Genomic DNA, 21706 nt, shown 5'->3' on the forward strand with positions numbered 1-21706 from the left:
GTCCTACGCTCCCAGTCCGCGCGCGGCGACGGCCCGGCCGACGACGACGCGCATGATCTCGTTCGTCCCCTCCAGGATGCGGTGCACCCGGAGATCTCGCACGATCTTCTCGATTCCGTACTCGGCGAGGTATCCGTACCCGCCGAAGAGCTGCAACGCCCGGTCCGCGACGTCGAAGCAGTGGTCGGTGACGAAGAGCTTCGCCATCGCGCACTTCTCCACGTGGTCCGGCTCCTTGGCGTCCAGAGCCGCGGCGGCCCGCCACAGCATGAGCCGGCTGGCCTCCAGCTCCGTCGCCATCTCGGCGAGGGTGAAGCGGATCGTCGGCTCGTCGATCAACGCACCGCCGAAGGCCTCCCGGTCCCGCACGTGGGCGACGGCCCGCGAGTACGCGTCCTGGGCCCCACCCAGAGAACAGGCGGCGATGTTGATGCGCCCACCGTTGAGGCCCCGCATCGCGATGGTGAACCCGAGACCCTCGCCGCCGGTCTCGGCGCCCCCGATGAGGTTCGCGGCAGGGACCCGGACGCCCTCCATGATCACCTGCGCGGTGGGCTGGGCGTTCCACCCCATCTTCTGCTCGTCCGGGCCGAAGCTCAGCCCCTCGGAGTCCGCCGGGACCAGGAAGGCCGAGATGCCCTTGGGGCCGGCCTCCCCGGTGCGGGCCATGACGATGTAGACGTCCGACTGCCCCCCACCGGAGATGAACTGCTTGGTGCCGGTGAGGACGTACTCCGCGGACTCACCCTCGCCCTCCTTGACCGCCTTGGTCCGCAGGGCCGCCGCGTCCGAACCGGCACCGGGCTCGGTGAGGCAGTAGCTGGCGAACAGCTCCAGCGACGCCATCCTCGGGATCCACTCGCGACGCTGCTCCTCGGTGCCGAACTCGTCGACCATCCACACGCACATGTTGTGGATGGACAGGTACGCGGCCACCGACGGGCATCCCCGGGCGAGCTGCTCGAAGATCCGGACACCGTCGAGGCGACGCATCCCGCTGCCCCCGACGTCCTCCGAGACGTAGATGGCGCCCATCCCCATCTCGGCCGCCTCGCGGAGGACGTCTTTCGGGAAATGATGGCTCGCGTCCCACTCCTGCGCCATGGGCGCGATCCGCTTGGCCGCGAAGTCGCGGGCGGTGTCGACGATGACCTTGTCGTCGTCATCCAGGGTGAACATGGGTGTTCCTCTCATACGGTGCCCGGTTGTCGCGGTGCCCGGCTATCGCGCTGCGGGACCGGTCAGTCCATCGTGGGGATGACGAACTCGGCCCCGTCCTTGATGCCCGACGGCCAGCGCTGGGTGACCGTCTTGACCTTGGAGTAGAACTTGATCGACTCGGGGCCGTGCTGGTTGAGGTCGCCGAATCCGGACTTCTTCCAGCCGCCGAAGGTGTGGTACGCGATCGGCACGGGGATCGGCACGTTGACGCCGACCATGCCCACCTGGACGTTGGACACGAACTCGCGGGCGGCGTCGCCGTCGCGGGTGAAGATGGCCACGCCGTTGCCGTACTCGTGCTCGTTGGGCAGGCGCAGGGCCTCGTCGTAGTCCTTGGCGTGGACCACCACGAGGACGGGGCCGAAGATCTCGTCCGTATACACGCTCATGTCGGGGGTGACCTTGTCCATGAGCGTGGGGCCGACGTAGTAGCCCCCGGAGATGTCCTCGCCGTTGAACTCGTCCGTGTAGGCGCCCACGCCGCGGCCGTCGATGAGGATCTCCGCGCCGGCCTTCTCGCCCTGGTCGATGTAGTCCAGCACGCGGGCCTTGGACTCGGGCGTGACCAGCGGGCCGTAGTCGGAGTTGGGGTCGTGGCTGTGGCCCACCCGCAGCTCCTTGACCTTGGGCACCAGCTTCTCCAGCAGCGCCTCGGCGGTGCCCTCGCCCACCGGGACGGCGACGGAGATCGCCATGCAGCGCTCACCCGCGGAGCCGAAACCGGCTCCGACCAGGGCGTCCGCGGCCTGGTCGAGGTCCGCGTCGGGCATGATGATCATGTGGTTCTTGGCGCCGCCGAAGCACTGCGCGCGCTTGCCGGTGCGGGCCGCGTTCTCGTAGATGTACTGCGCGATCGGGGTCGAACCGACGAACCCGACCGCCTGGATCGTGTCGTTGTTCAGGATCGCGTCGACGGCCTCCTTGTCGCCGTGGACGACCTGGAAGATGCCGTCGGGCAACCCCGCCTCGGTGAACAGCTCGGCCAGGCGCACCGGGACCGAGGGGTCGCGCTCGGAGGGCTTGAGCACGAAGGCGTTGCCGCACGCGATGGCCGGGCCCGCCTTCCACAGCGGGATCATGGCTGGGAAGTTGAACGGGGTGATCCCCGCGACGACGCCGAGCGGCTGGCGCATGGAGTAGACGTCCACGCCGCCCCCGGCGTTCTCGGTGTACTCACCCTTGAGCAGGTGCGGGATCCCGATCGCGAACTCGAGCACCTCGAGGCCGCGCTGGATGTCCCCACGCGCGTCCGGGGTGGTCTTGCCGTGCTCGATGGCCAGCAACTCGGCGAGCTCGTCCATGTTCTGGTTGATCAGGTCGACGACGCGCATGAGCACGCGGGCGCGCTTCTGCGGGTTCTGGGCCGCCCACGACTTCTGGGCCTCGGCGGCCTTGGCGATCACGTCGTCGACCTCGGCCGTCGACGCCAACGGGACCACGGCCTGCGCCGCGCCCGTGCTGGGGTTCAACACCTCGTGGGTGCGGCCACCCGCCCCGGCGACCCTCGTGCCGTTGATGTAGTGGTCGATCTGCCTGAGATCAGACATGGCCATCCCTTCGTCGTGAGGCCGCGGTCCGTCATGTCCGCGCGGCACTTCTCCCGTGATGGCCATCACCCTATACTTGCATCTCCTAGTAATCCAGGGGGCGGGCGCCCGGACACCCCCCGACCCTCCCCTTTCGGGTGTACCGCCGCCCTGGGGCGCGCCCATACTGTGAGCTGACTCACTTCCCGTGCCCGTTCTCAACCGTGCCCGCTGTCAGGAGACTTCATGGCCCCGCTCGCCACCGACGCCACCACCCGATTCCGCGCCGCCCGCGACTTCCTGCAGGCCAACGCGGAGGACTACGAGGCCGCCCGGGCCGGCTTCGCGTGGCCGGAGCTCAACGAGTGGAACTGGGCACTCAACTGGTTCGACGTCGAGGCCGAGGGGAACACCGATCCCGCGTTGTGGATCGTCGAGGAGCACGACGGCGGCGGTGCACCGACCGAGGCGAAGTACTCCTTCGACGAGATGCGGATCCGCTCGGACCGCACCGCCAACTGGCTGCGCGAGGCCGGGGTCGGGCCCGGCGACCGGATCCTGCTCATGCTGGCCAACCAGGTGGAGCTGTGGGACGTCATGCTCGCGGTGATCAAGCTCGGCGCCGTGGTCATCCCCGCCACCACCCTGCTCGCCGAGGGCGACCTGCGCGACCGCATCGCCCGCGGCGGAATCAAGCACGTGATCGCCCGCTCCGAGCTGGCCGAGCGCTTCGCCGCCATCTCCGGCGACTATCAGCGGTTCGCGGTGGGCGGCGCCCCCGACGGCTGGACCGACCTCGCCGGTGCGATGGACGCCTCCCCCGACTTCGAGCCCACCCACACCACCCACGCCGACGACACGCTGCTGCTCTACTTCACCTCCGGGACCACCAGCAAGCCCAAGCTCGTCGAGCACACCCACGCCTCGTACCCGGCGGGCCACCTGTCGACCATGTACTGGATCGGTCTCCAGCCGGGCGACGTCCACCTCAACGTGTCCTCGCCCGGATGGGCCAAGCACGCGTGGTCCAACGTGTTCACGCCGTGGATCGCCGGGTCGTGCGTGTTCATCTACAACTACTCCCGCTTCGACGCCACGGCGATGATGCGCGAGATGGACCGCTGCGGGGTGTCCAGCCTGTGCTGCCCGCCCACCGTGTGGCGGATGCTCATCCAGGCCGACCTGACGCAGCTGCAGGTGCCGCCCCGGCTGGCGGTGGGTGCCGGCGAGCCCTTGAACCCGGAGGTGATCGGGCGCGTCCGCGACGCGTGGGGGGTGACCATCCGCGACGGCTTCGGCCAGACCGAGACCACCGTGCAGATCGCCAACACCCCGGGCCAGCCCATCAAGGACGGGTCCATGGGCCGCCCGTGCCCCGGATTCGACGTCGTCCTGGTCGACCCCGCCACCGGACAGGAGGTCCCGGGAGAGGGCGCCGAGGGCGAGATCTGCCTGCGCCTGGACCCCCGCCCGCTCGGCCTGATGGTCGGATATCACGGAGACAAGGACCGGACCGACGCCGCGTACGCGGACGGTTTCTACCACACCGGTGACGTCGGCTCGCGGGACTCCGAGGGCTACATCACCTACGTGGGCCGGACCGACGACGTGTTCAAGTCCTCCGACTACCGGATCTCGCCGTTCGAGCTGGAGTCCGTCCTGTTGGAGCACCCGGCGGTGGCCGAGGCGGCGGTCGTCCCGTCCCCGGATCCCGTGCGACTGAGCGTCCCCAAGGCGTTCGTGGTCCTGGCCGGCGGCTGGGAGCCGACCGAGGAGACCGCCCGCCAGATCTTCGACTACTCCCGCACCCACCTGGCCGGCTACAAGCGGGTGCGCCGTCTCCAGTTCACCGACCTGCCCAAGACCATCTCCGGCAAGATCCGCCGCGTCGAGCTGCGCAACGGCGAGAGCGAGAACGGCCCGTCGGTGGACTTCCCCGGCGAGTTCCGGGAGGAGTCGCTGCGCTGACGGCGGTTTCCCGGCCCGCGGGGGCGCGGCTGCGGCCCGTGCAGGCCGGGCCGTGTCGGCGCAGGTCGGGCCGTGTCGGCGCAGGCCGGGCCGTGGCCCGTGCTGGCACCTCGACGAGTGGTCGCGACTGCAGGAGAACCCGCCACCTGACCTGGGAAGACGTGAGCGGGTGTGACCTCTCGGCGCGGTGGGACGACCCCGGCGCGTCTCGAGCGGCTCCCGGTGACGCTCAGGCCCGGACCAGTCCGTCTATCTCCTCAGGGGTCCACGGCGGACTGTCGTGGAAATCTCGGTAGGCCAGGATCTGCGCCTCCGGGGCGGGGAATCTCCCGATGAACCCGCCCGACCCGGCGAACACCCCGCCGGTGATCCCGGCAGCCAGATCGGAGACGAGATAGGTGTAGAGCGGCGCCACGTACTCCGGCCCGGCCGGGTCCAGTGCACCGGCCACACTGAGCTCGTCGAGCATCCCCCTGCGGCCCAGCTCGCGGATCTGGTCCTCGTAGTCCTCCCCGCTCGACAGCCTGGTCCGGGCGCCCGGGCACACCACGTTCGCCCGCACCCCGTGCTCGGCGAGCTCGGCCGCGATCGCCATGGTCAGCGAGGTGACCGCGCCCTTGCCGGCCGGGTAGCCCGTACCTCCGTAGTCGCCTTTCCAGGCGAACGACGACGTGGTGACGATCGCGCCCGAGCCGGTGGAGACGAAGTGCGGTGCGAACACGCGACACGCCGCGAAGGCCGTCCCGAGGTGGGCGTCCATGAGCGCGCCGAACTCCGCGTGACTCACGGTGAGGATCGAGGACCCCGCGGGCTCGGGAACCCCTGCGCACGTGATCAGGCCGGAGACCGTCGACCCCCCGCGGATCGCCTCCTCGAGCAGCGACTCCGCCACCGTGGGCTCGTGTGCCGACCCGGCGACCCCGGTGATCCGGCCGCCGGACCGTGCGGCGAGCTCGGCGACCCGGTGCCGCAGCGCCGCCTCGTCGCGCCCGTTGAGCACCACGTCGGCGCCGCGCGCGGCCAGGTCGTCCGCGACCGCCGCACCGATCCCGCGGGAGGACCCGGTGACCGCGAAGGACCGGCCGTCGAGCCGGAGCCCGGTCACGCGGTGCCGGCGGCGTCCGTGCGCCGGTCGAGGTCGGGGGCACGCTCGGCCACCAGACGGCGCGCCCAGCCGTAGTCGGTCTTGCTGCTGGGATGGCGTTCGACGCGGTCGACCACCCAGTACGCCACGGGGATCTTGAACCCGGCCAGGTGCTCGCGCAGTGCGTGCCCGACGGCGTCGAGGTCCCGCGGGCCGGTGCCCGGCGAGGAGTCCGGCGATGAGTCCGGCGATGAGTCCTGTGCGGAATCCGCCCACTGGACCACGGCGCCGACCCGGTGCCCGAACCGCTCGTCCGGGACCCCGAACGCCACGGCGTCCTCGATCCCGGCCACCGCCTTGAGCGCGGCCTCGACCTCCTCGGCGAAGATCTTCTCGCCGCCGGAGTTGATCACCTGACTGGCCCTGCCGAGCATGATGATCGTGTCGGGGCCGTCGTACCGTCCGCGGTCCCCGGTGAACACCCGGCGGCTGCCGGCGATCTCCCGGAAGGTCTCGGCGGTCTTGGCCTCGTCCTTGTAGTAGCCGGCGGGCTGGTACCCGCTCTTGACGATCCAGCCGATCTCCTGCGAGTCGTCGGGCAGCGGTTCGTCGAAGTCGTCGACGAGCTGCAGGGTGGTACCCCTCGGGATCCGGGGACCGTGGTCGGCGAAGAGCGACCCGTCGTCGAGATCGGCCTTGGTGACCACGCCCAGGCCGCCGAAGCCGCCCTCGGACGAGCCGAACGCGTCCATGATCATCAGATCGGGACGGAGCTCGAGCAGGTCCGCCTTGACCGAGGGCGAGAACAGGGCGGCCCCCGAGGAGACCATGAACATGCTCGAGGTGTCGGGGTCGGTCCAACGCATCAGATCCACGAGTGGCCGGACCATCGCGTCACCGGCCACCACGGCGACCTGGATCTTCTCGGTCTCGATCTCCTCCAGGACGTCCGCGGCCCGGAAGTGCGGGAGGTAGTGCATGGTGCCGCCGGCGAACAGGCCGGTGAAGCTGGGCATGATGCCCGAGGTGTGGATGAGCGGGAGCAGGATGAGGTAGCGCATGGGGTCACCGCCCAGACCCGCCCTGGACTGGTGGAACTCGTCTGGCACCGGTTCACCCGTGTGGTAGTCCGCGCCACCTCCGAGGCTGCGCCACAGGTCCTCCTGACGCCACATCACACCCTTCGGTTTGCCCGTCGTGCCACCGGTGAACACCAGGTAGAGATCGTCGCCGCTCCGCTCCACCCCGGGACGCTCCGCCGACGCCGCCTCCAGGGTCTCGCGGGCGGGGAGGACACCGTCCGGAAGGGTGTCGACGCCCGAGCCGTCCTCCACCATGATCGTGTGCCGGACGGCGTCGAGCCCTCGTACGGCCTCGGTGACCGCGGCGCCGAACTCGCGGTGGAACACCAGCACGCTGGTGTCGGAGTAGTCGTAGAGGTAGCGCAGCTCCGGGCCCGAGTAGCGGTAGTTGATGCTGATGGTCACCGCCCGCAGTTTGAGGACTCCGAGGATCAGCGCCAGACAGTCCACCCCGTTGCGCAGGTGCACACCGACGTGGTCGCCGGCCCCGACGCCCAGGGAGGCGAGCGCCGAGGCCCACCGGTTGGCCTCGGCCTCCAGGTCGGCGTAGGTGAGACGACGTTCGCCCTCCACCACCGCCAGACGGTCGGCGCCGTAGGCGTCCACGGCGTGTTCGAAGAGGTCGGCCAGATTGTGTGCCATGTGGTGTCCTCCGTGACGGGGTCGGGTGTGCTGTCTCGGGCGAGCGTCCGGTCTCAGACCGGGGTGATGGGCAGTGGCGTGCGGGCCGGTCCGAAGTCGAACGCCGCCCCGGTGCTGATCCGGGTGACGGCGACCTCGTCGGACTCCTTCGCTGGTACGTCTCCGAGCTGGAGGACGGCCTCGACCCGGGAGCCGTCCGAGGGCACGCGCTCCACGGTCCAGTGCGGGTCGACCGCCTGTGCCGCCGCGGCGAGGGGGCGCAGGCCGTCCCGGGCGAGCAGGGGCATCCAGGTGTCGTCGGCGAACGCGTCCGCCGCGGTGTCCCAGGTGACGGTGACGCTCGCGCCGTCGCCGGAGACCGACGACGAGTACCCCGTGTAGGCGGTCGGGCCGGCCAGCGGGTGGAGATCGAGCACGGCGGCCAACCCGTGTGCGTCCCCCTCCACGCCGAGGACGTCGCGGATCCGTCCCGCGGCGACCCCCGCGATCCCCGTCGCCTGGTAGGCGAGCAGCCGGTCCGCGGTCTCGGCGTCCGACCGGCGACGCACCGACTGGTGGAAACCCACCGCCAGCAGGTGCATCTGCAGGTACACCTCGCGGGTCATGCGGACGAGCGCGGCCGAGGTGAACTCGGGGAAGCTCAGGTCCGTCAGCAGCGGACCGGCGTAGTCGTCCCGAGGGCCCTCACCGGTGGTGTCCCGCGGTTCCGGCGGCTCGAAGGCGAAGTCGATCAACCGGCTGCTCGCGGACTCGACCGCCGGCTCGGGCCACGCCGCCGGCTCTGAATCCGGGTCGATCCGCACGGTCCAGTGACAGTGCGGCGTCCGGCCCTCCGGGCTGCGCGGCGGACGGTGGATGGGCTCCACGACGGCCCGGGGGTTGGTGGCCAGCGCGGTGGCCGGGAAGGTGGGGTCCTCGATGTCGTGGCACATCGTGGTGACGAGCCGGTCCCCCATCGGTTCGACGTCCATCAGCGCACCGCAGTGGTCGAGCCAGAACTCGCCGTGGTCGTGGTCGGTGACCGCGTACCGGAAGTCCATGAACTCCGGCGGCGCCCCCACATCCAGTTGGAAGCCCTTGAAGATCTCCGCGACGCCGTCTCCGGTGATCGACAGCGCCTCCTTCATGCGCCGGGTGTAGTGCGGGCTCGCGGCCTGCCACTCCTCGATCGCCACATCGCGCATCCCGTCCACACCGAACTCGCCGAGCAGGGCCGGCATCCCCGCCCGGTCGATGAGCTGGCCGATCAGCAGCAGGTCGGGCAGCAGCCTGGCGAGCCTGGCGTGGTCGAGGGACTCCAGGGGGTCGCTGTTGACGATCCGGTCGCGCGCGGCCACCGGACTCAGACCTCGTCCGGGGCGGACACCGGCCACAAGGGGGCCGGGCTGTCCTCGATGCGGTACCACCCGGCCGGCTTGTCCCCGGCCGCCTCGAACCGGGCCTTCATCGAATCGGTGAGCGCGTCGGCCTCGTACATCCGCATGAACAGGTCCACCACGTTGCCGAAGTCGAAGAAGTCGCGGTGCCACTTCCACTGCTGGTCGCCGTTGTAGAGGAACCACGACCCGCCGAGCCCGTGGACCTCGTACGGCTTCCCGGTCTTCGGGTCGACGGTGTCGCGGGCGATCTGCTTCCACAGACAGAGCACGTCCCCGGTCTCGGGGTCGATGATGGTCCGGATGTAGGGGTACTCCCAGCCGTCGAGCCCGGCCATCTCCTGGCCCAGCGCGATGTCGCGGATCTCGTCCCGGCCGACGGCCATGAAGTCGTCCTTGGTGCCGTAGTTCCAGCCGTAGGTGGCGTCCTCGGCGTAGAAGTCGGCGAGCGGGGTCCAGTCCTTGTTGCGCTCGCACTCGGCGTTCGCCTCGATCCAGCGCTGCACGAACTCGGCGATCTCGGCGCGGTCGTATCGGGTCACGTCACTCACTCCTGGTGGGTCTGGTTCTCGACGAGGCGGAGTGCCTGCGTCGGGCAGTACTTGACGGCGGCCTTGACGGCCTCGAGCTGGTCGTCGGGGACCACGCCCCGCTTGGCACGCACCTTGGCCTCGGAGCCCTTGCCGACCGTGAACCAGTCGGGGGCCTCCGCCTGACACTCGGCGTGCCCCTGGCACAGGTCGAAGTCCACCTCCACCCGCATCGGCTGCTGCCCGCTCACCTGCGCTGCCTCCTCCGGTAGCGGACGGTGCACGGCTGGGCCAGCTGGACGACCATCTTGGAGTGGTCGTTGTGGTAGCTCTCGGGCGGCTGCGCTAGCTCGAACTCGAACTCCCGCAGCAGGATCGAGAAGATGGCCTTGATCTGCAGCTGGGCGAACGCCGCGCCCACGCAGCGGTGCCGTCCGGCGCCGAAGGGGATCCAGGTCCACCGGTTGACGATGTCCTCCTGGCGCGGCTCGGCATAGCGTTCCGGGTCGAAGGAGTCGGGGTCCGGGAAGTCCTCCGGCAGCCGGTTGGAGACCGCGGGGGACGCCGCGACGGTCTGCCCGGCGCGGACGACGTGGTCGCCGATCTGCACGTCCTCCTGCGCCACCCGCATGAGGATGATCAGCGGCGGGTGCAGACGCAGCGTCTCTTTCAGGGCGTTCTCGACCCTGGGCATCTGACGCAACGCCCCGAAGCTGTACTCGGCCCCGTCGGAGTAGACCTCGTCGAGTTCGGCGACCACCTGCGCGAGGTAGTCCGGGTGCTTGAGCAACTCGATGAGCATCCACGCGCTGGTACCGGAGGTGGTGTGATGTCCGGCGAACATCATGGAGATGAAGATGCCGGTGACCTCGTCCGGGGTGAACCGGTACGTGCCGTCGTCGTTCTTGACGGAGACCAGGACGTCGAGGAGGTCGCGGTCCTCCTTGCTCGCCGGCGGCTCGGCCATCCGCTGGTCCATGATCCCGGAGACCAACTCGACCAGCCCCGCTCGCGCCGCGTCCCGCTTGCGGAACGCGGGGATGTCGGCGTAGGCGTCGATGTACGCGTGGGGGTCGGTGCCCTGCTCGAGATCGTGGTAGAGGTGCGCGAACCGGGCGTCGAGCTGCTCGCGGAACTTCGGACCGATCAGACACGCCGAGGAGGTGTAGATGGTGAGCTCGGAGAACCACTCGAGGAGGTCGATCTCGCCCTCGTCGCCCCACTCGCCCACCATGCGCTGGACCTCGCGGGGGATGGTGACGGCGTGCTGTCGCATGTGCTCGCCGCGCAGCGCGGTGTTGTGCAGCATCTCCGAGCGGCGCTCGGGGCTGGCGTCGAACACGACGCCCTCACCGAACACCGGCGTCATGAACGGGTAGGCGGCGGCCTGGTCCAGCGACTCGTCCGGCGCACGGAAGAAGGCCTCGTTCGCGGCCGCCCCGGAGGCCAGGCAGATGTCGCGGTCGACGATCTTGAACACGCCGAGGTCGCCGCACTCCTCGCGGACCCGCCAGAACAGGCCGATCGGGTCGGTACGGAGTTCGTCCATGTGCCCGAGCTCCCCCTCGCCGCCGGAGACCCGACGCGGCTCGGTGAGGGTGGAGAAGTCCGTGGGCTTGTCGGTGGAGCTGTCGGTACTGGTCACGAGTAGTCCTCCTCGATTGGGGCCTCCGGCTGGATCTCCAGCTCGGTGATCTGGGCGCCGCGGGGCATCGACACCATGGCGGCGACCCCCCGGGCGAGGTCGGCCGGTTTACACATGCGCGGGTGACGACCGAAGCCGTGCTTGACCCAGTCGTTGATGACCGACTCCGCGGTCTCCGGGTCGAACTCGGTGCCCATCTCGGTCATCACCGGGCCCGGGCGGACCACTCCGAGGCGGATCCCCGTGCCCTCGAGTTCCTTGCGGGCCTGGTGGGCCATGGTCTCCAGGCCGGCCTTGGCCGCGACGTACGCCCCGGAGCGGGGCCGGGCGGTGTAGGCGACGTCGGAGCCGATCAGGACCACGTCGCCCCGACGGCGGTCGACCATCCCGGGGACCACCGCGTGGAGCAGCCGCTGCACGGCGAGCAGGTGGATGTCGATCTGCGAGGCGAAGTCGTCCGGCTCCATCTCCCACACGCGGGCCATCTTCAGAGTGCCCGCGCTGGAGACCAGGACCTCGGGAGGGCCGTACGCCTCACCGGCGGCGGCCACGAACTCCGCCACCGACTCCGCTCTGGTCACGTCGACCGGACGGGCGGTGGCCAGTCCCCCGGCCTCCCGGATCCGGCCCACGAGGTCGTCGAGGCGGTCGGCCCGGCGGGCCCCCACGACCACGGGGTGCCCGAGTGCGGCCAGCGCCTCCGCGGAGGCGCGACCGATACCGGAGGAGGCGCCCGTGACGAGGGCGGGACGGTCGGCCGCGTCCCGCTGCGGTGGGAACTTCAGGCTCATCAGCGTCTGACCTCGACGCGCATGGGCAGGCGGGCGAAGCCACGCACGTTGGAGGAGTGCACGCGCTCGGCGCCGGGCAGGATCTCGTACCCCGTGACGGACCGTGAGATCTGGTCGAGCGCGATCCGCCCCTCGAGTCGCGCGAGGTGCGCGCCGAGGCAGAAGTGCGGCCCCTGGCCGAAGCTCAGGCTCGCGGAGGTGTCCCGGCCCAGGAGGAAGGCCCCGGAGTCCTCGAACACCTCCTCGTCGCGGTTGGCCGCGCCGATGAGCAGGAGCACCTTCTGGTCGGCCGGGATGGTGACGTCGCGGACCGTGACCTCCTGCGTGGTGGTGCGCAGGACCAACTGACTGGAGGTGTCGTAGCGCAGGGTCTCCTCGACCCAGTCGGTCACCCGCTCCGGGTCGTCGATCACCAGTCGCGACTGGTCGGGGTACTCGTGGCCCCAGAACATCGCGTTGGCGAGCAGCTTGGTGGTGGTCTCGTTGCCCGCCACCACCATGAGGAAGAGGAAGGACAGGATCTCGTCCTCGTCCAGCTTCTCCCCGTCGATCTCGGCGTCGATGAGCGCCGAGGTGAGATCCTCGGTCCGCTGCTTCCGCCGGTCGGCGACCATGCCCTGGTAGTAGGCGATGAGGTCGAAGGCGGCGACCATCGAGTCCTCGGGCACGTCCTGACCGCCCTCCTCGCGGTGCATGACGAGGTCCGCGAGCCGGCGGAGCTCGTCGCGATCCGACTCCGGCACCCCCATGAGGTCGGAGATGACGTCCATCGGTAGCTTGCCCGCGTAGTCCTGGACGAAGTCGAACTCGCCGCCGTCCCGAGACCTGTCGAGGCACTCGTCCCAGTACTGCCGCGAGATCCGTTCGATCCCCTCGGAGAGCGCGTCAACCCGTCGCGAGGTGAAGCCCTTGCTCACGAGCTTGCGCAGCCGGGCGTGCCTCGGGTCGTCCATCGCCAGGAAGGACATCGTCTTGTAGGCGTGCGGTCCGTACGCCGCCGGGTCGAGGGAGACCCCCATCGCGTTGGAGAACACGTCGGGCGCACGGAAGGCCTCACGGACGTCGGCGTGCTTGCTCAGCGCCCAGAAGTCGAGATCCGGGTTGTGGTAGACGGGGGCCTCGGCCCGCAACCGGGAGTAGAACGGGTACGGATCCTCGTGTACGGCGTAGTCATACGGGCTGAACACGAGCGGGGCTGGAGTCGCGGTGGTCATGTCTCAGGTCACCTCAGGATGAGTCGGGCGGCGGACTCGATGGCGTCCGCCATGTCGGAGTAGGAGCCATAGCCCATGCCCGCGCGGACGAGCGCGCCCGCGTAGACCATCTCCAGGGCGCCGATCACCTCGTCGTCGGCCTCATCACCCAGCGCGGCCGTCAGACGCCGACGGATGTCGGCACCGATCCGGATCCTCAGGTGGGACACCTCCGGATCGTCGCCCAGGAGGGCCGCGGTGACCGCCGAGGAGAGCTCGGGCTCGTCCGCCACCAGCAGCGCGACATCGCGCAGGACCGCCACCACCCTGTCCACCGTGGTGCCGGCCGAGGCGCCCTCGGTGACGTGGTCGCGGAGGCGTCGCCAGAACACCTCCGCGATGAGGTGGCCCTTGGAGGAGAAGTAGGTGTACGCGGTGGCCGGGGCCACGCCGGCCTTGGCCGCCACCGCCCGGACCGCGAGGCCGCCCGGCCCCTTCTCGCGCAAGACCTCGACGGCCGCGCTGGTGAGGCGGTCGACGGTCTCGGCCTGCTGGCCGTTGAGACGCCTTCGCGTGGATTCGAAACGCACGTCACTGGACATGTGTCTGGACAGTACACCACTGGCCGGACTATCGTCTAGACAGTTGTCTACCCACTGGATGTCCATCAACCCTGACGGAAGGCCCCCCGTGACGACGAGCACCACCTACGACGCCCCGCTCCTCATCGGCGGCGAGCTGCGCCCGGCCTCCGGGGGCGGCACGTTCGACGTCCTCAACCCCGCCACGGAGGAGGTGATCGGCCGCGCCGCCGACGCCGGCCCGGAGGACATGGCCGCCGCGATCGAGGCCGCCCGCACCGCGTTCGACACCACCACGTGGTCCACCGATCATGCCTTCCGCGCCTCGTGCCTGCGGCAGCTTCGGGACGCCCTGCAGGCCCACACCGAGGAGCTGCGCGCGCTGACCATCGCCGAGGTGGGCGCACCGCACATGTTCACCACCGGTCCCCAGCTGGAGGGGCCCGTCGCCGACCTGGGCTGGCTCGCCGACCTGGTCGAGGCCTACGACTGGGTCGAGGACCTCGGCGAGTCCGAGGTGATGGGGGTGCGTTCCCGCCGGACGACGCACCGGGAGGCGATCGGCGTGGTCGGTGCCATCACCCCGTGGAACTTCCCCAACCAGATCAACCTGGCCAAGATCGGGCCCGCGTTGGCCGCGGGATGCACCGTGGTGCTCAAGCCCGCCCCGGACACCCCGCTCATCGCCGCCGCGGTGGCCCGCATCGCCGCCGAGGAGACCGACATCCCCGCGGGCGTGCTGGGCGTGGTCTCGTCCTCGGACCACGGGGTGGGTGCCCAGCTGACCACCGACCCGCGCGTGGATCTGGTCTCGTTCACCGGATCCACCGCCACCGGCAAGAAGATCATGGTGGCCGCGGCGGAGACCCTCAAAAAGGTCTTCCTCGAGCTGGGCGGCAAGTCCGCCGCCGTGGTCCTGGACGATGCGGACCTGAACGCCGCGTGCTTCATGACGGCCCTCAACGCCTGCACCCACGCCGGCCAGGGCTGCGCCCTCACCACGCGCCTGGTGGTTCCGCGCGAGAGGTACGACGAGGCCGTCGAGGCCGCCAAGGGCGCGATGGCGGCCTTCGCGCCGGGTGACCCCACCGACCCCGGCACCCTGTGCGGACCGGTGATCTCCGCGGTCCAGCGCGAGCGGGTCGAGGGGTACATCGCGCTGGCCGTGGAGGAGGGCGGCACCATCGAGATCGGCGGCGGGCGCCCGTCCGGCGAGGGCAGGTCGAAGGGCTTCTGGGTGGAGCCCACCCTGATCTCCGGACTCGACAACTCCGCGCGGGTGGCCCGGGAGGAGATCTTCGGGCCCGTCCTCGTCGTCATCCCCCACGACGGCGACGAGGACGCGATCCGGATCGCCAACGACTCCCCCTACGGACTCTCCGGCGCCGTCTGGGGCACCGACCCCGACCGCGTGGAGAAGGTCGTGGCGGGCATACGCACGGGCACGCTCGGGGTCAACGGAGGCGTCTGGTACGGCGCCGACGTGCCCTTCGGCGGCTACAAGCAGTCGGGCATCGGCCGCGAGATGGGCCGGCAGGGCTTCGAGGAGTACCTCGAGACCAAGTCCGTGGCCTCTCCGGCCTGACATTTCACCCCCACCCGAACCACCACCCCTGACGAGAAGGAAGAGACCACAGACATGGGACGTTTTGACGGTAAGTCCGTGATCGTGACCGGCGCGGCCGGCGGGATCGGCGAGGAGTACGCCAAGGCCCTCGCCGCGGAGGGCGCGAAGGTCGTGGTGGCCGACGTCTCGGACACCGAGGGACAGCGCGTGGCGCAGGAGATCACCGCGGCCGGTGGGGAGGCGTTCTTCCAGCACACCGACGTCTCCGACCCGGACTCGGCCGGGGCCTGCGCCGAGGCCGCCGTGGACAGGTTCGGCCGACTGGACATGCTGGTCAACAACGCCGCGATCTTCGGCGGGATGAAGCTCGACTTCCTCATCACCGTGCCGTGGGACTACTACGAGAAGTTCATGTCGGTGAACCTCAACGGTCAGCTGATCATGGTGCGCGCCTGCTGGGAGAAGATGGCGGCCGCCGGCGGTGGCGCCATCGTCAACCAGTCCTCCACCGCCGCGTGGCTCTACTCGGGCTTCTACGGCCTGGCCAAGGTGGGCGTCAACGGCCTCACCCAGCAGTTGGCCACCGAACTGGGCGGGTCCAACATCCGCATCAACGCGATCGCGCCCGGCCCGATCGACACCGAGGCCAACCGCTCGACCACCCCCCAGTCCATCGTCAAGGACATGGTGGACAAGCTCCCGCTCAAGAGGATGGGACAGCCGGAGGACCTGGTCGGGATGCTGCTCTTCCTGCTCTCGGACGAGGCGTCGTGGATCACCGGTCAGATCTTCAACGTCGACGGCGGACAGGTCATCAGGTCGTGAGCGTGAACCCGGCCGACATCTCCGGGCAGGGCGCCGGAGCCGCACCCGTGGGTCCGGGCTCCCCGGAGGACTCCCCTGCGCCCGTCGGGTTCATCGGACTGGGCAACATGGGCGCTCCCATCGCCCATCGGTTGCTGTCGTGGCCCGGCGGCCTGGCCGTCTGCGACGTCCGCCCCGAGGCGACCGAACCGTTCACCGCGGAGGGGGCCACCTCCGGCGCGACACCGGCCGAGGTGGCCCGGACGGCCAGACTGGTCTCGGTGACGGTCCTCGACGACGCGCAGGTCCGCGACGTCGTCGACGGCCCCGACGGGATCCTGCGCACGGCCGGGCCGGGAACGGTGGTGGCGGTCCATTCCACCATCTCCGACTCCACGGCCGTAGAGCTCGCCAGGACGTGCGGAACGCACGGCGTGCACCTGGTGGACGCCCCGGTCTCGGGCGGGGCACCGGGCGCGGAGAAGGGCGAGCTCGCGGTGATGGTGGGCGGGACGCGCGAGGTCTACGAGGCCTGCAAGCCCGTCTTCGCGCTGTGGGCCGCGCTGCCGGTCCACGCCGGCGAGGTGGGGGCGGGTACGCGGATGAAGCTGGCCCGCAACCTGCTGCACTTCGTCTCGTTCACCGCCGCCGCCGAGGCCTCCCGACTGGCGGAGGCCGCGGGACTCGACATTGCCAAGCTGGGCCGCGTGGTGCGGCACACCGACGCCATCACCGGTGGCGCCGGCGCGGTGATGTTGCGCGACACCACCGCGCCGATCGCCCCCGACGACTTCTGGCACGGTGTCTTCACCCACGTCCGGGGCCTCGGCGAGAAGGACCTCTCACTGGCCCTGGAGCTCGGGCAGCGGCTGGAGGTGGACCTGCCGCTCGGGACCATCGCGTTGCGCGACCTGGGCGCCGGTTTCGGCGTGGGGCCGGGAGAGATCGCCCGCCGCGCCGCGGGTGCGCCCGGGGATGACGGCGGAATCACCGACGACGACGAGGGAGCACGATGAGCGACACGGCAGAATCCGGGATGTCCCCGGAGCGCGAGCGCGGGTTGGCCATGATGACCGAGGTCTACGGCTTCGAGATGACCGACGGGCCGGGTGACTACTTCGCCGAGACCGCGGACCACCTGTTCGGGCGCGTGTGGTCCCGCCCCGGTCTGAGCCATCGCGACCGCCGCCTGCTCCTGCTGGGCGCGCTCACCGCTCAGGGGAACACGGACATCGCCGACATCCAGGTGGGCGCCGCGCTGGGTAACGGCGAGCTGACACCCGAGGAACTGGAGGAGATCGTGCTGTTCCTCTGCTACTACGCGGGCTGGCCGAACGGTACCAAGCTGGGCAACGTGGTGGGCCCGCACGTCGCGCGCGCCCGGAAGGCCGCCCGCCGGGCCGAGGCGGGGAACGATGGCCGCGACTGAGCGCGGGGCCGAGGGCGGGGATCGCGGGCGGAGTCATGAGCGATAGGTTTGTGCCATGACCGCTCCCGAGATCGACCAGGCGCTGCTCGACGTGGCGCTCGCCGCCCCCGGCTTCATGCCGCTGGACGAGGGCCGCACCCTCTACGAGATCGCCTGCGAGTACCTGGGCGACGGCGTGGGCGTCGAGATCGGCACCTACTGCGGCCGGTCCACCGTGTTCCTCGGCGCGGCCGCACGGGTGACCGGCGGCAGCATCGTCACCGTCGACCACCACCGAGGGTCCGAGGAGCACCAGCCCGGGTGGGAGTACCACGACACGGCGCTCGTCGACCCCCACACCGGCCGCCTGGAGACCCTCGTGGCGTTCCGGCACACGATCTGGGACGCGGGACTGGACGACGTGGTGACCGCCGCGGTGGGCACGTCGCGCCAGGTCGCGCGGATCTGGGGCACGCCGGCCTCGTTCGTGTTCATCGACGGGGGCCACTCCTCCGAGGCCGCGCAGGCCGACTACGAGGGCTGGGCCCCGTGGGTCGCGGTGGGCGGGGCCCTGTTGATCCACGACGTCTTCCCGAACCCCGAGGACGGCGGACGTCCGCCCTACGAGATCTACTGCCGCGCCCTGGAGTCCGGGCAGTTCACCGAGGTCCGCGCGGTGGACTCGCTGCGCGTCCTGCGGCGCGACTCGGGCGAGGTCGGCGCGCCCATGCCGTAGGGCCCGCACCGCCGGCTCGCACGGCGGCTCACACCGCCCACCGGCCGCCCGCGCTCCAGGCGTCACCCGAGCCCGGGCGGCCGCGTCGTGTGTGGAGGAACCTGCCGACCACGGCGGCCCCGAGGTCGTCGACGTCCGGGGCCACCACGGTGCCGCCGACCCGGCGGGCCAGCGCGTCGAGGAAGCGCCCGAGCCCGGGGTCGTCGCCGAGCCGGAAGAACGTGGTCTGCGCACCGAACCGCGCCACGCGGTCCAACTCGTCGACGGTCGTGCGGATGGTCTCCGGTGCGGGTGGGTAGCCGAACCACGGCTCCCCGCTCCCCAACAGGTGAGCCGTGGGCTCGCCGTCGGTGACGATGAGCAGCACCGGCTGCATCGACGGGTGTCTCCGGAAGAACCGGCCGGCCAGGAGCAGGGCGTGGTGGAGGTTGGTGCCCATCTCGTACTCCGCGTCGAGGGAGAGCAGGTCCTCCACCGTCCGGGTCCGGGCGAAGCGGCCGAACGAGATGAGTTGGAGCGTGTCCTGCCGGAACCGCGTACTCACGAGGTGGTGCAGGGCCAGCGCGGTGCGCTTCATCGGGACCCATCGGCCCTCCATGGCCATCGAGAACGACGTGTCGACCAGCAGCGCGACGGCGGCCTGGGTCCGCGACTCCGTCTCCCTGACCTCGATGTCGTCCGGCAGCAGCCGGATTCCCTGTCCCGGATCCCCACCCTCGGCCACGACCCGGGACAGGGCGTTGGTGACGGTCCGCGGCACGTCCCACGACTCCACGTCACCGAACCGCCAGGCGCGGCTCGCTCCCGTCTGGTCCCCCGCCGCCCCGGACATCCGCGTCTCGCGGGCGCCGGTGCGACCCGAGAGCCGACGGGCGGCGTCACGCAGCAGGGAACCGCCGAGCTTGCGCAGTGCTGCCGGGGACAACCTCAGGTCGCCGTCGGGGCGCCTGCTCAGGTAACCCGAGTCGCGCATCGACTGCTCGAGCCGCGCCAGCGTGCGCAGGGAGACCGCGGCCTCTCCCCCGAGGTGGCGGGCCACGGCCTCGAGGTCCAGCTCGGACAGGGGCGAACCCTCGCTGCCCCGCGCCAGCTGCTCGGCGAGACGGTCCAGGTCACCGAGCTCCGCCATCGCCGCGGCACCCTCGGAGAAACCGAGTCCCTCCTCGCCGTCGAAGTCCGCGGAGCCGTCCCAGTCCTCGCCGGGTCTGAGCGACTGCAGTAGCCCGTCGAGCCGACCCAGCTGCTCCATGAGTTCCGGTGAGCCGAACGCCTGCTGCGAGAGCGCCATCAACTCCTCCCGCTGCTCCGGTGTCATCGAGCGCATCATGCGCTGCGCGGCCGCCGCGCGCCGGGCCAGCACGTCGATGAGCTCGTCGATGTCGGCCGGCTGCTCCGGGAAGGAGTCCGAGTGCTTGTCCATGAACCGCTCGAAGTCCTCGGGGGTGTCCTGCCCACGAGCGTGCTTGTCGAGCAACTCGGTGAGGTCGGCGAGCATCTCCGACACCGCCGCACGATCGGCGTCGGTCGCGTTCTCCAGGGCCTGTTTCATCCCCGCGAAGCGCGACTCGAGCGCCTCCTCTCCGAGGAGATCCTGGATCCTCCTGTAGGCCTCCCACGCATCGGAGGAGGCCCAGTCGTACTCGGCGAGCTCGCCGACCGCCGCGGCCGGGGAATCCGGGAGGTTCTCGATGGTCATCTCTCGCAGGGTGCGATCCATCGGGTCCATCTGCGTGTCCCGGGCGAGCTGCCCGCGTTCGGCCAACAGCGCCTTGTCCAACAGCTCGGACACCTCCTCCAGGGTCCCGCCCAGGTGGCCGCGCTCGAGCAGTTCACGGCGCCGACGCTGCACCCTGCCCGCGAGGTCGTCGAGACCGGCCTGGCCCCGACCGCCCCGGCGGAGGAACTCGCGCATCGACTGCTCGGGCGAGTACCCGGACATCACCCCCTCGGACACCGCCTCGAGCGCCTCGGACAGGTCGAGCGGGGGCGCGAGAGGGTCGGGGCCTCCGACGTATCGTCCGTACCGCGCGCGGGGCTCGTCTCGCGACATCGCGTCCCTCCTGCTCCGGCGGCTCCTCGGCCACCATCGTCGACCCCGGGGGGTCAACCGTAGACGGCGGCGCCGTCCCCGGTCTCCTTGGACAGGCGCCGCGAGAGGTAGAGCCCCTCCAGCGCGAACTCGATCGCCCCCGCCCTCTGCCCCACGGTCTGGGCGCCCGCGCGCTCGGCGATCCGGTCGTAGAGGTCCGGATCGGAGAGCTCGGGCAGGTCGTCGAGGAACTCCGCCGCGGTGACACTGGCGCCGGTGGTCAGGGTCACCGACCCGTCGAACGCCTCGACGAGGGGGGCCAGGTCGAGACCGCGGAACATCTCGCGCACCACGTCGACCGTGGCGCTGCGCAGGAGATAGCGGAGGATCTCCGTCTCGCGGCCCTCCTCACCCGGCTCGAACTCGATCTTCCCGCGCAGCACCTCCACGGCGGCGTCGACGTCGACCAGCCGCGCGACCGCCTCGCCCGGGTCGTCGGTCCCCCGGACGGCGGCGCGCCGCCTGGCCGCGGCCGCGACGGTCTCGGCGCCGGCGATCGCGAAGCGCGCGGACACGCCGGAGGACTGGTTGACCGAATCCGAGGTCCGCAGTTCGCGCGTGAACCGGGCGAGCAGTTCCATCAGGGCGTCCGGGACCTCCGCGGTGAGCTCCGCCTCCTGGCGCACGACCTCGATCTCGTCGGACAGGTCCAGCGGGTAGTGCGTGCGGATCTCGGCGCCGAACCGATCCTTGAGCGGGGTGATGATGCGCCCGCGGTTGGTGTAGTCCTCCGGGTTCGCCGAGGCCACCACCAGGACGTCGAGGGGAAGACGCAGGACGTACCCGCGGATCTGGACGTCCCGCTCCTCCATGACGTTGAGCAGGGCCACCTGGATGCGCTCCGCCAGGTCGGGAAGTTCGTTGAGCGCCACGATCCCGCGGTTCGCGCGCGGCACCAGACCATAGTGGATGGTCTCCGGGTCGCCGAGGCGCCGTCCCTCGGCCACCCGCATCGGGTCGACGTCGCCGATCATGTCCGCCACGGAGGTGTCCGGGGTCGAGAGCTTCTCGACGTAGCGCTCGGTCCGGTGCCGCCAGTCGATCGGCAGGGAGTCCCCCTCCCGGGCGATCCGCTCCCGCGTCGCCGAGGTGATCGGAGCGAGCGGGTCCTCACCGAGCTCGGATCCCGCGACGACGGGCGACCACTCGTCGAGCAGGCCCACCAGGGTGCGCAGAAGGCGGGTCTTGCCCTGCCCTCGCTCGCCCAGCAGGACGATGTCGTGCCCGGCGATGATCGCCCGCTCCAGTTGCGGGATGACCGTCGTGTCGAACCCGTGCATCCCCGGCCAGGGATCGCGGCCCGCGGCCAGTCCCGCGAGGAGGTTCTCGCGCATCTCCTCGCGCAGGCTGCGGCTGGTGTACCCCGCGGCGCGTAGCTCGCCGAGGGTCTTGACGTCCGGCTTCTCGCTCACCTTGCCCACGGTAGTCCTCCACGCGGTGGCGTGCTCCCGACGCGAGCCGGG

At 70.7% G+C, this 21706-nt stretch carries 19 protein-coding genes; 6 read left to right on the plus strand and 13 right to left on the minus strand.

The genetic code is table 11. From position 1 onward, the window contains the following. Positions 1 to 3: 3 nt before the first annotated feature. Positions 4 to 1179 carry an acyl-CoA dehydrogenase family protein gene (locus CEY15_RS05415; RefSeq protein WP_095717614.1) on the minus strand — a complete coding sequence of 392 codons (1176 nt, stop codon included), beginning with the start codon at positions 1177 to 1179 and terminating at the stop codon, positions 4 to 6. A gap of 62 nt (positions 1180 to 1241) precedes the next feature. Further along, on the minus strand, positions 1242 to 2768 hold the full coding sequence (locus CEY15_RS05420; protein WP_095717663.1) for a CoA-acylating methylmalonate-semialdehyde dehydrogenase: 1527 nt from the start codon (positions 2766 to 2768) through the stop codon (positions 1242 to 1244). A gap of 225 nt (positions 2769 to 2993) precedes the next feature. On the opposite strand from CEY15_RS05420, the gene CEY15_RS05425 reads away from it, so the two are divergent. Next, the gene (locus CEY15_RS05425) at positions 2994 to 4715 is read left to right on the plus strand and encodes an AMP-binding protein (protein WP_095717615.1); all 1722 of its coding nucleotides are present in this window, start codon (positions 2994 to 2996) and stop codon (positions 4713 to 4715) included. Positions 4716 to 4944: 229 nt separating this feature from the next. Here the strand turns inward: CEY15_RS05425 and CEY15_RS05430 are convergent, their stop codons facing one another. The 9 genes from CEY15_RS05430 to CEY15_RS05470 form a co-directional block, all read right to left on the minus strand. Next, positions 4945 to 5820: an SDR family NAD(P)-dependent oxidoreductase gene (locus CEY15_RS05430; RefSeq protein ID WP_095717616.1), complete on the minus strand. Its 876-nt coding sequence runs from the start codon at positions 5818 to 5820 to the stop codon at positions 4945 to 4947. Next, the gene (locus CEY15_RS05435; RefSeq protein WP_095717617.1) at positions 5817 to 7523 is read right to left on the minus strand and encodes an AMP-binding protein; all 1707 of its coding nucleotides are present in this window, start codon (positions 7521 to 7523) and stop codon (positions 5817 to 5819) included. Before CEY15_RS05435 ends, CEY15_RS05430 begins: the two co-directional genes overlap by 4 nt. Before the next feature lie 53 nt (positions 7524 to 7576). Further along, on the minus strand, positions 7577 to 8860 hold the full coding sequence (locus CEY15_RS05440; protein ID WP_245847286.1) for a hypothetical protein: 1284 nt from the start codon (positions 8858 to 8860) through the stop codon (positions 7577 to 7579). A gap of 5 nt (positions 8861 to 8865) precedes the next feature. Beyond that, a complete protein-coding gene (locus tag CEY15_RS05445) occupies positions 8866 to 9441 on the minus strand; it encodes a nuclear transport factor 2 family protein (RefSeq protein WP_095717618.1) in 576 nt (191 codons plus the stop codon). Positions 9442 to 9446: 5 nt separating this feature from the next. Next, positions 9447 to 9662: a ferredoxin gene (locus tag CEY15_RS05450; protein ID WP_095717619.1), complete on the minus strand. Its 216-nt coding sequence runs from the start codon at positions 9660 to 9662 to the stop codon at positions 9447 to 9449. A 14-nt stretch (positions 9663 to 9676) separates the two neighbouring features. After that, complete coding sequence (locus CEY15_RS05455; RefSeq protein ID WP_095717665.1) at positions 9677 to 10978, minus strand: cytochrome P450; 1302 nt, start codon at positions 10976 to 10978, stop codon at positions 9677 to 9679. A gap of 92 nt (positions 10979 to 11070) precedes the next feature. After that, entirely contained in the window at positions 11071 to 11865 is a 795-nt protein-coding gene (locus tag CEY15_RS05460) for an SDR family oxidoreductase (RefSeq protein WP_095717620.1), read from the minus strand. After that, complete coding sequence (locus tag CEY15_RS05465) at positions 11865 to 13079, minus strand: cytochrome P450 (protein WP_095717621.1); 1215 nt, start codon at positions 13077 to 13079, stop codon at positions 11865 to 11867. The genes CEY15_RS05460 and CEY15_RS05465 overlap by 1 nt, the downstream gene beginning before the upstream one ends. Positions 13080 to 13087: 8 nt before the next feature. After that, complete coding sequence (locus CEY15_RS05470; RefSeq protein ID WP_095717622.1) at positions 13088 to 13660, minus strand: TetR/AcrR family transcriptional regulator; 573 nt, start codon at positions 13658 to 13660, stop codon at positions 13088 to 13090. Between the two features lie 58 nt (positions 13661 to 13718). Between CEY15_RS05470 and CEY15_RS05475 the strand changes: the two genes are divergently transcribed. The 5 genes from CEY15_RS05475 to CEY15_RS05495 are packed head-to-tail and all read left to right on the plus strand — an operon-like array spanning position 13719 to position 18154. Further along, complete coding sequence (locus CEY15_RS05475; protein ID WP_095717623.1) at positions 13719 to 15224, plus strand: aldehyde dehydrogenase; 1506 nt, start codon at positions 13719 to 13721, stop codon at positions 15222 to 15224. A gap of 54 nt (positions 15225 to 15278) precedes the next feature. Beyond that, the gene (locus CEY15_RS05480; RefSeq protein WP_017838156.1) at positions 15279 to 16031 is read left to right on the plus strand and encodes an SDR family oxidoreductase; all 753 of its coding nucleotides are present in this window, start codon (positions 15279 to 15281) and stop codon (positions 16029 to 16031) included. Then, positions 16028 to 17026: an NAD(P)-dependent oxidoreductase gene (locus CEY15_RS05485; protein ID WP_095717624.1), complete on the plus strand. Its 999-nt coding sequence runs from the start codon at positions 16028 to 16030 to the stop codon at positions 17024 to 17026. Before CEY15_RS05480 ends, CEY15_RS05485 begins: the two co-directional genes overlap by 4 nt. Next, positions 17023 to 17439: a carboxymuconolactone decarboxylase family protein gene (locus CEY15_RS05490; protein ID WP_228549129.1), complete on the plus strand. Its 417-nt coding sequence runs from the start codon at positions 17023 to 17025 to the stop codon at positions 17437 to 17439. The genes CEY15_RS05485 and CEY15_RS05490 overlap by 4 nt, the downstream gene beginning before the upstream one ends. Before the next feature lie 55 nt (positions 17440 to 17494). After that, a complete protein-coding gene (locus CEY15_RS05495) occupies positions 17495 to 18154 on the plus strand; it encodes a class I SAM-dependent methyltransferase (protein WP_095717625.1) in 660 nt (219 codons plus the stop codon). 28 nt (positions 18155 to 18182) lie between these two features. Here the strand turns inward: CEY15_RS05495 and CEY15_RS05500 are convergent, their stop codons facing one another. Both CEY15_RS05500 and CEY15_RS05505 read right to left on the minus strand, forming a co-directional pair. Beyond that, positions 18183 to 20204, minus strand: a complete 2022-nt coding sequence (locus CEY15_RS05500; protein ID WP_095717626.1) for a vWA domain-containing protein — start codon at positions 20202 to 20204, stop codon at positions 18183 to 18185. A gap of 53 nt (positions 20205 to 20257) precedes the next feature. Further along, entirely contained in the window at positions 20258 to 21664 is a 1407-nt protein-coding gene (locus CEY15_RS05505; RefSeq protein WP_217987079.1) for a sigma 54-interacting transcriptional regulator, read from the minus strand. Positions 21665 to 21706 lie beyond the last annotated feature (42 nt).

The sequence above is a fragment of the Dietzia natronolimnaea genome (assembly GCF_002289575.1).
Classification (GTDB): Bacteria; Actinomycetota; Actinomycetes; order Mycobacteriales; family Mycobacteriaceae; genus Dietzia; species Dietzia natronolimnaea_A.

What these genes read in the sequence shown, in the direction of transcription:
- CEY15_RS05415 (WP_095717614.1), bottom strand. Translation starts at nt 1,179, where the DNA reads ATGTTCACCCTGGATGACGACGACAAGGTCATCGTCGACACCGCCCGC.
- CEY15_RS05420 (WP_095717663.1), bottom strand. Translation starts at nt 2,768, where the DNA reads ATGTCTGATCTCAGGCAGATCGACCACTACATCAACGGCACGAGGGTC.
- CEY15_RS05425 (WP_095717615.1), top strand. Translation starts at nt 2,994, where the DNA reads ATGGCCCCGCTCGCCACCGACGCCACCACCCGATTCCGCGCCGCCCGC.
- CEY15_RS05435 (WP_095717617.1), bottom strand. Translation starts at nt 7,523, where the DNA reads ATGGCACACAATCTGGCCGACCTCTTCGAACACGCCGTGGACGCCTAC.
- CEY15_RS05450 (WP_095717619.1), bottom strand. Translation starts at nt 9,662, where the DNA reads ATGCGGGTGGAGGTGGACTTCGACCTGTGCCAGGGGCACGCCGAGTGT.
- CEY15_RS05455 (WP_095717665.1), bottom strand. Translation starts at nt 10,978, where the DNA reads ATGGACGAACTCCGTACCGACCCGATCGGCCTGTTCTGGCGGGTCCGC.
- CEY15_RS05460 (WP_095717620.1), bottom strand. Translation starts at nt 11,865, where the DNA reads ATGAGCCTGAAGTTCCCACCGCAGCGGGACGCGGCCGACCGTCCCGCC.
- CEY15_RS05465 (WP_095717621.1), bottom strand. Translation starts at nt 13,079, where the DNA reads ATGACCACCGCGACTCCAGCCCCGCTCGTGTTCAGCCCGTATGACTAC.
- CEY15_RS05470 (WP_095717622.1), bottom strand. Translation starts at nt 13,660, where the DNA reads ATGTCCAGTGACGTGCGTTTCGAATCCACGCGAAGGCGTCTCAACGGC.
- CEY15_RS05475 (WP_095717623.1), top strand. Translation starts at nt 13,719, where the DNA reads ATGTCCATCAACCCTGACGGAAGGCCCCCCGTGACGACGAGCACCACC.
- CEY15_RS05480 (WP_017838156.1), top strand. Translation starts at nt 15,279, where the DNA reads ATGGGACGTTTTGACGGTAAGTCCGTGATCGTGACCGGCGCGGCCGGC.
- CEY15_RS05490 (WP_228549129.1), top strand. Translation starts at nt 17,023, where the DNA reads ATGAGCGACACGGCAGAATCCGGGATGTCCCCGGAGCGCGAGCGCGGG.
- CEY15_RS05495 (WP_095717625.1), top strand. Translation starts at nt 17,495, where the DNA reads ATGACCGCTCCCGAGATCGACCAGGCGCTGCTCGACGTGGCGCTCGCC.
- CEY15_RS05500 (WP_095717626.1), bottom strand. Translation starts at nt 20,204, where the DNA reads ATGTCGCGAGACGAGCCCCGCGCGCGGTACGGACGATACGTCGGAGGC.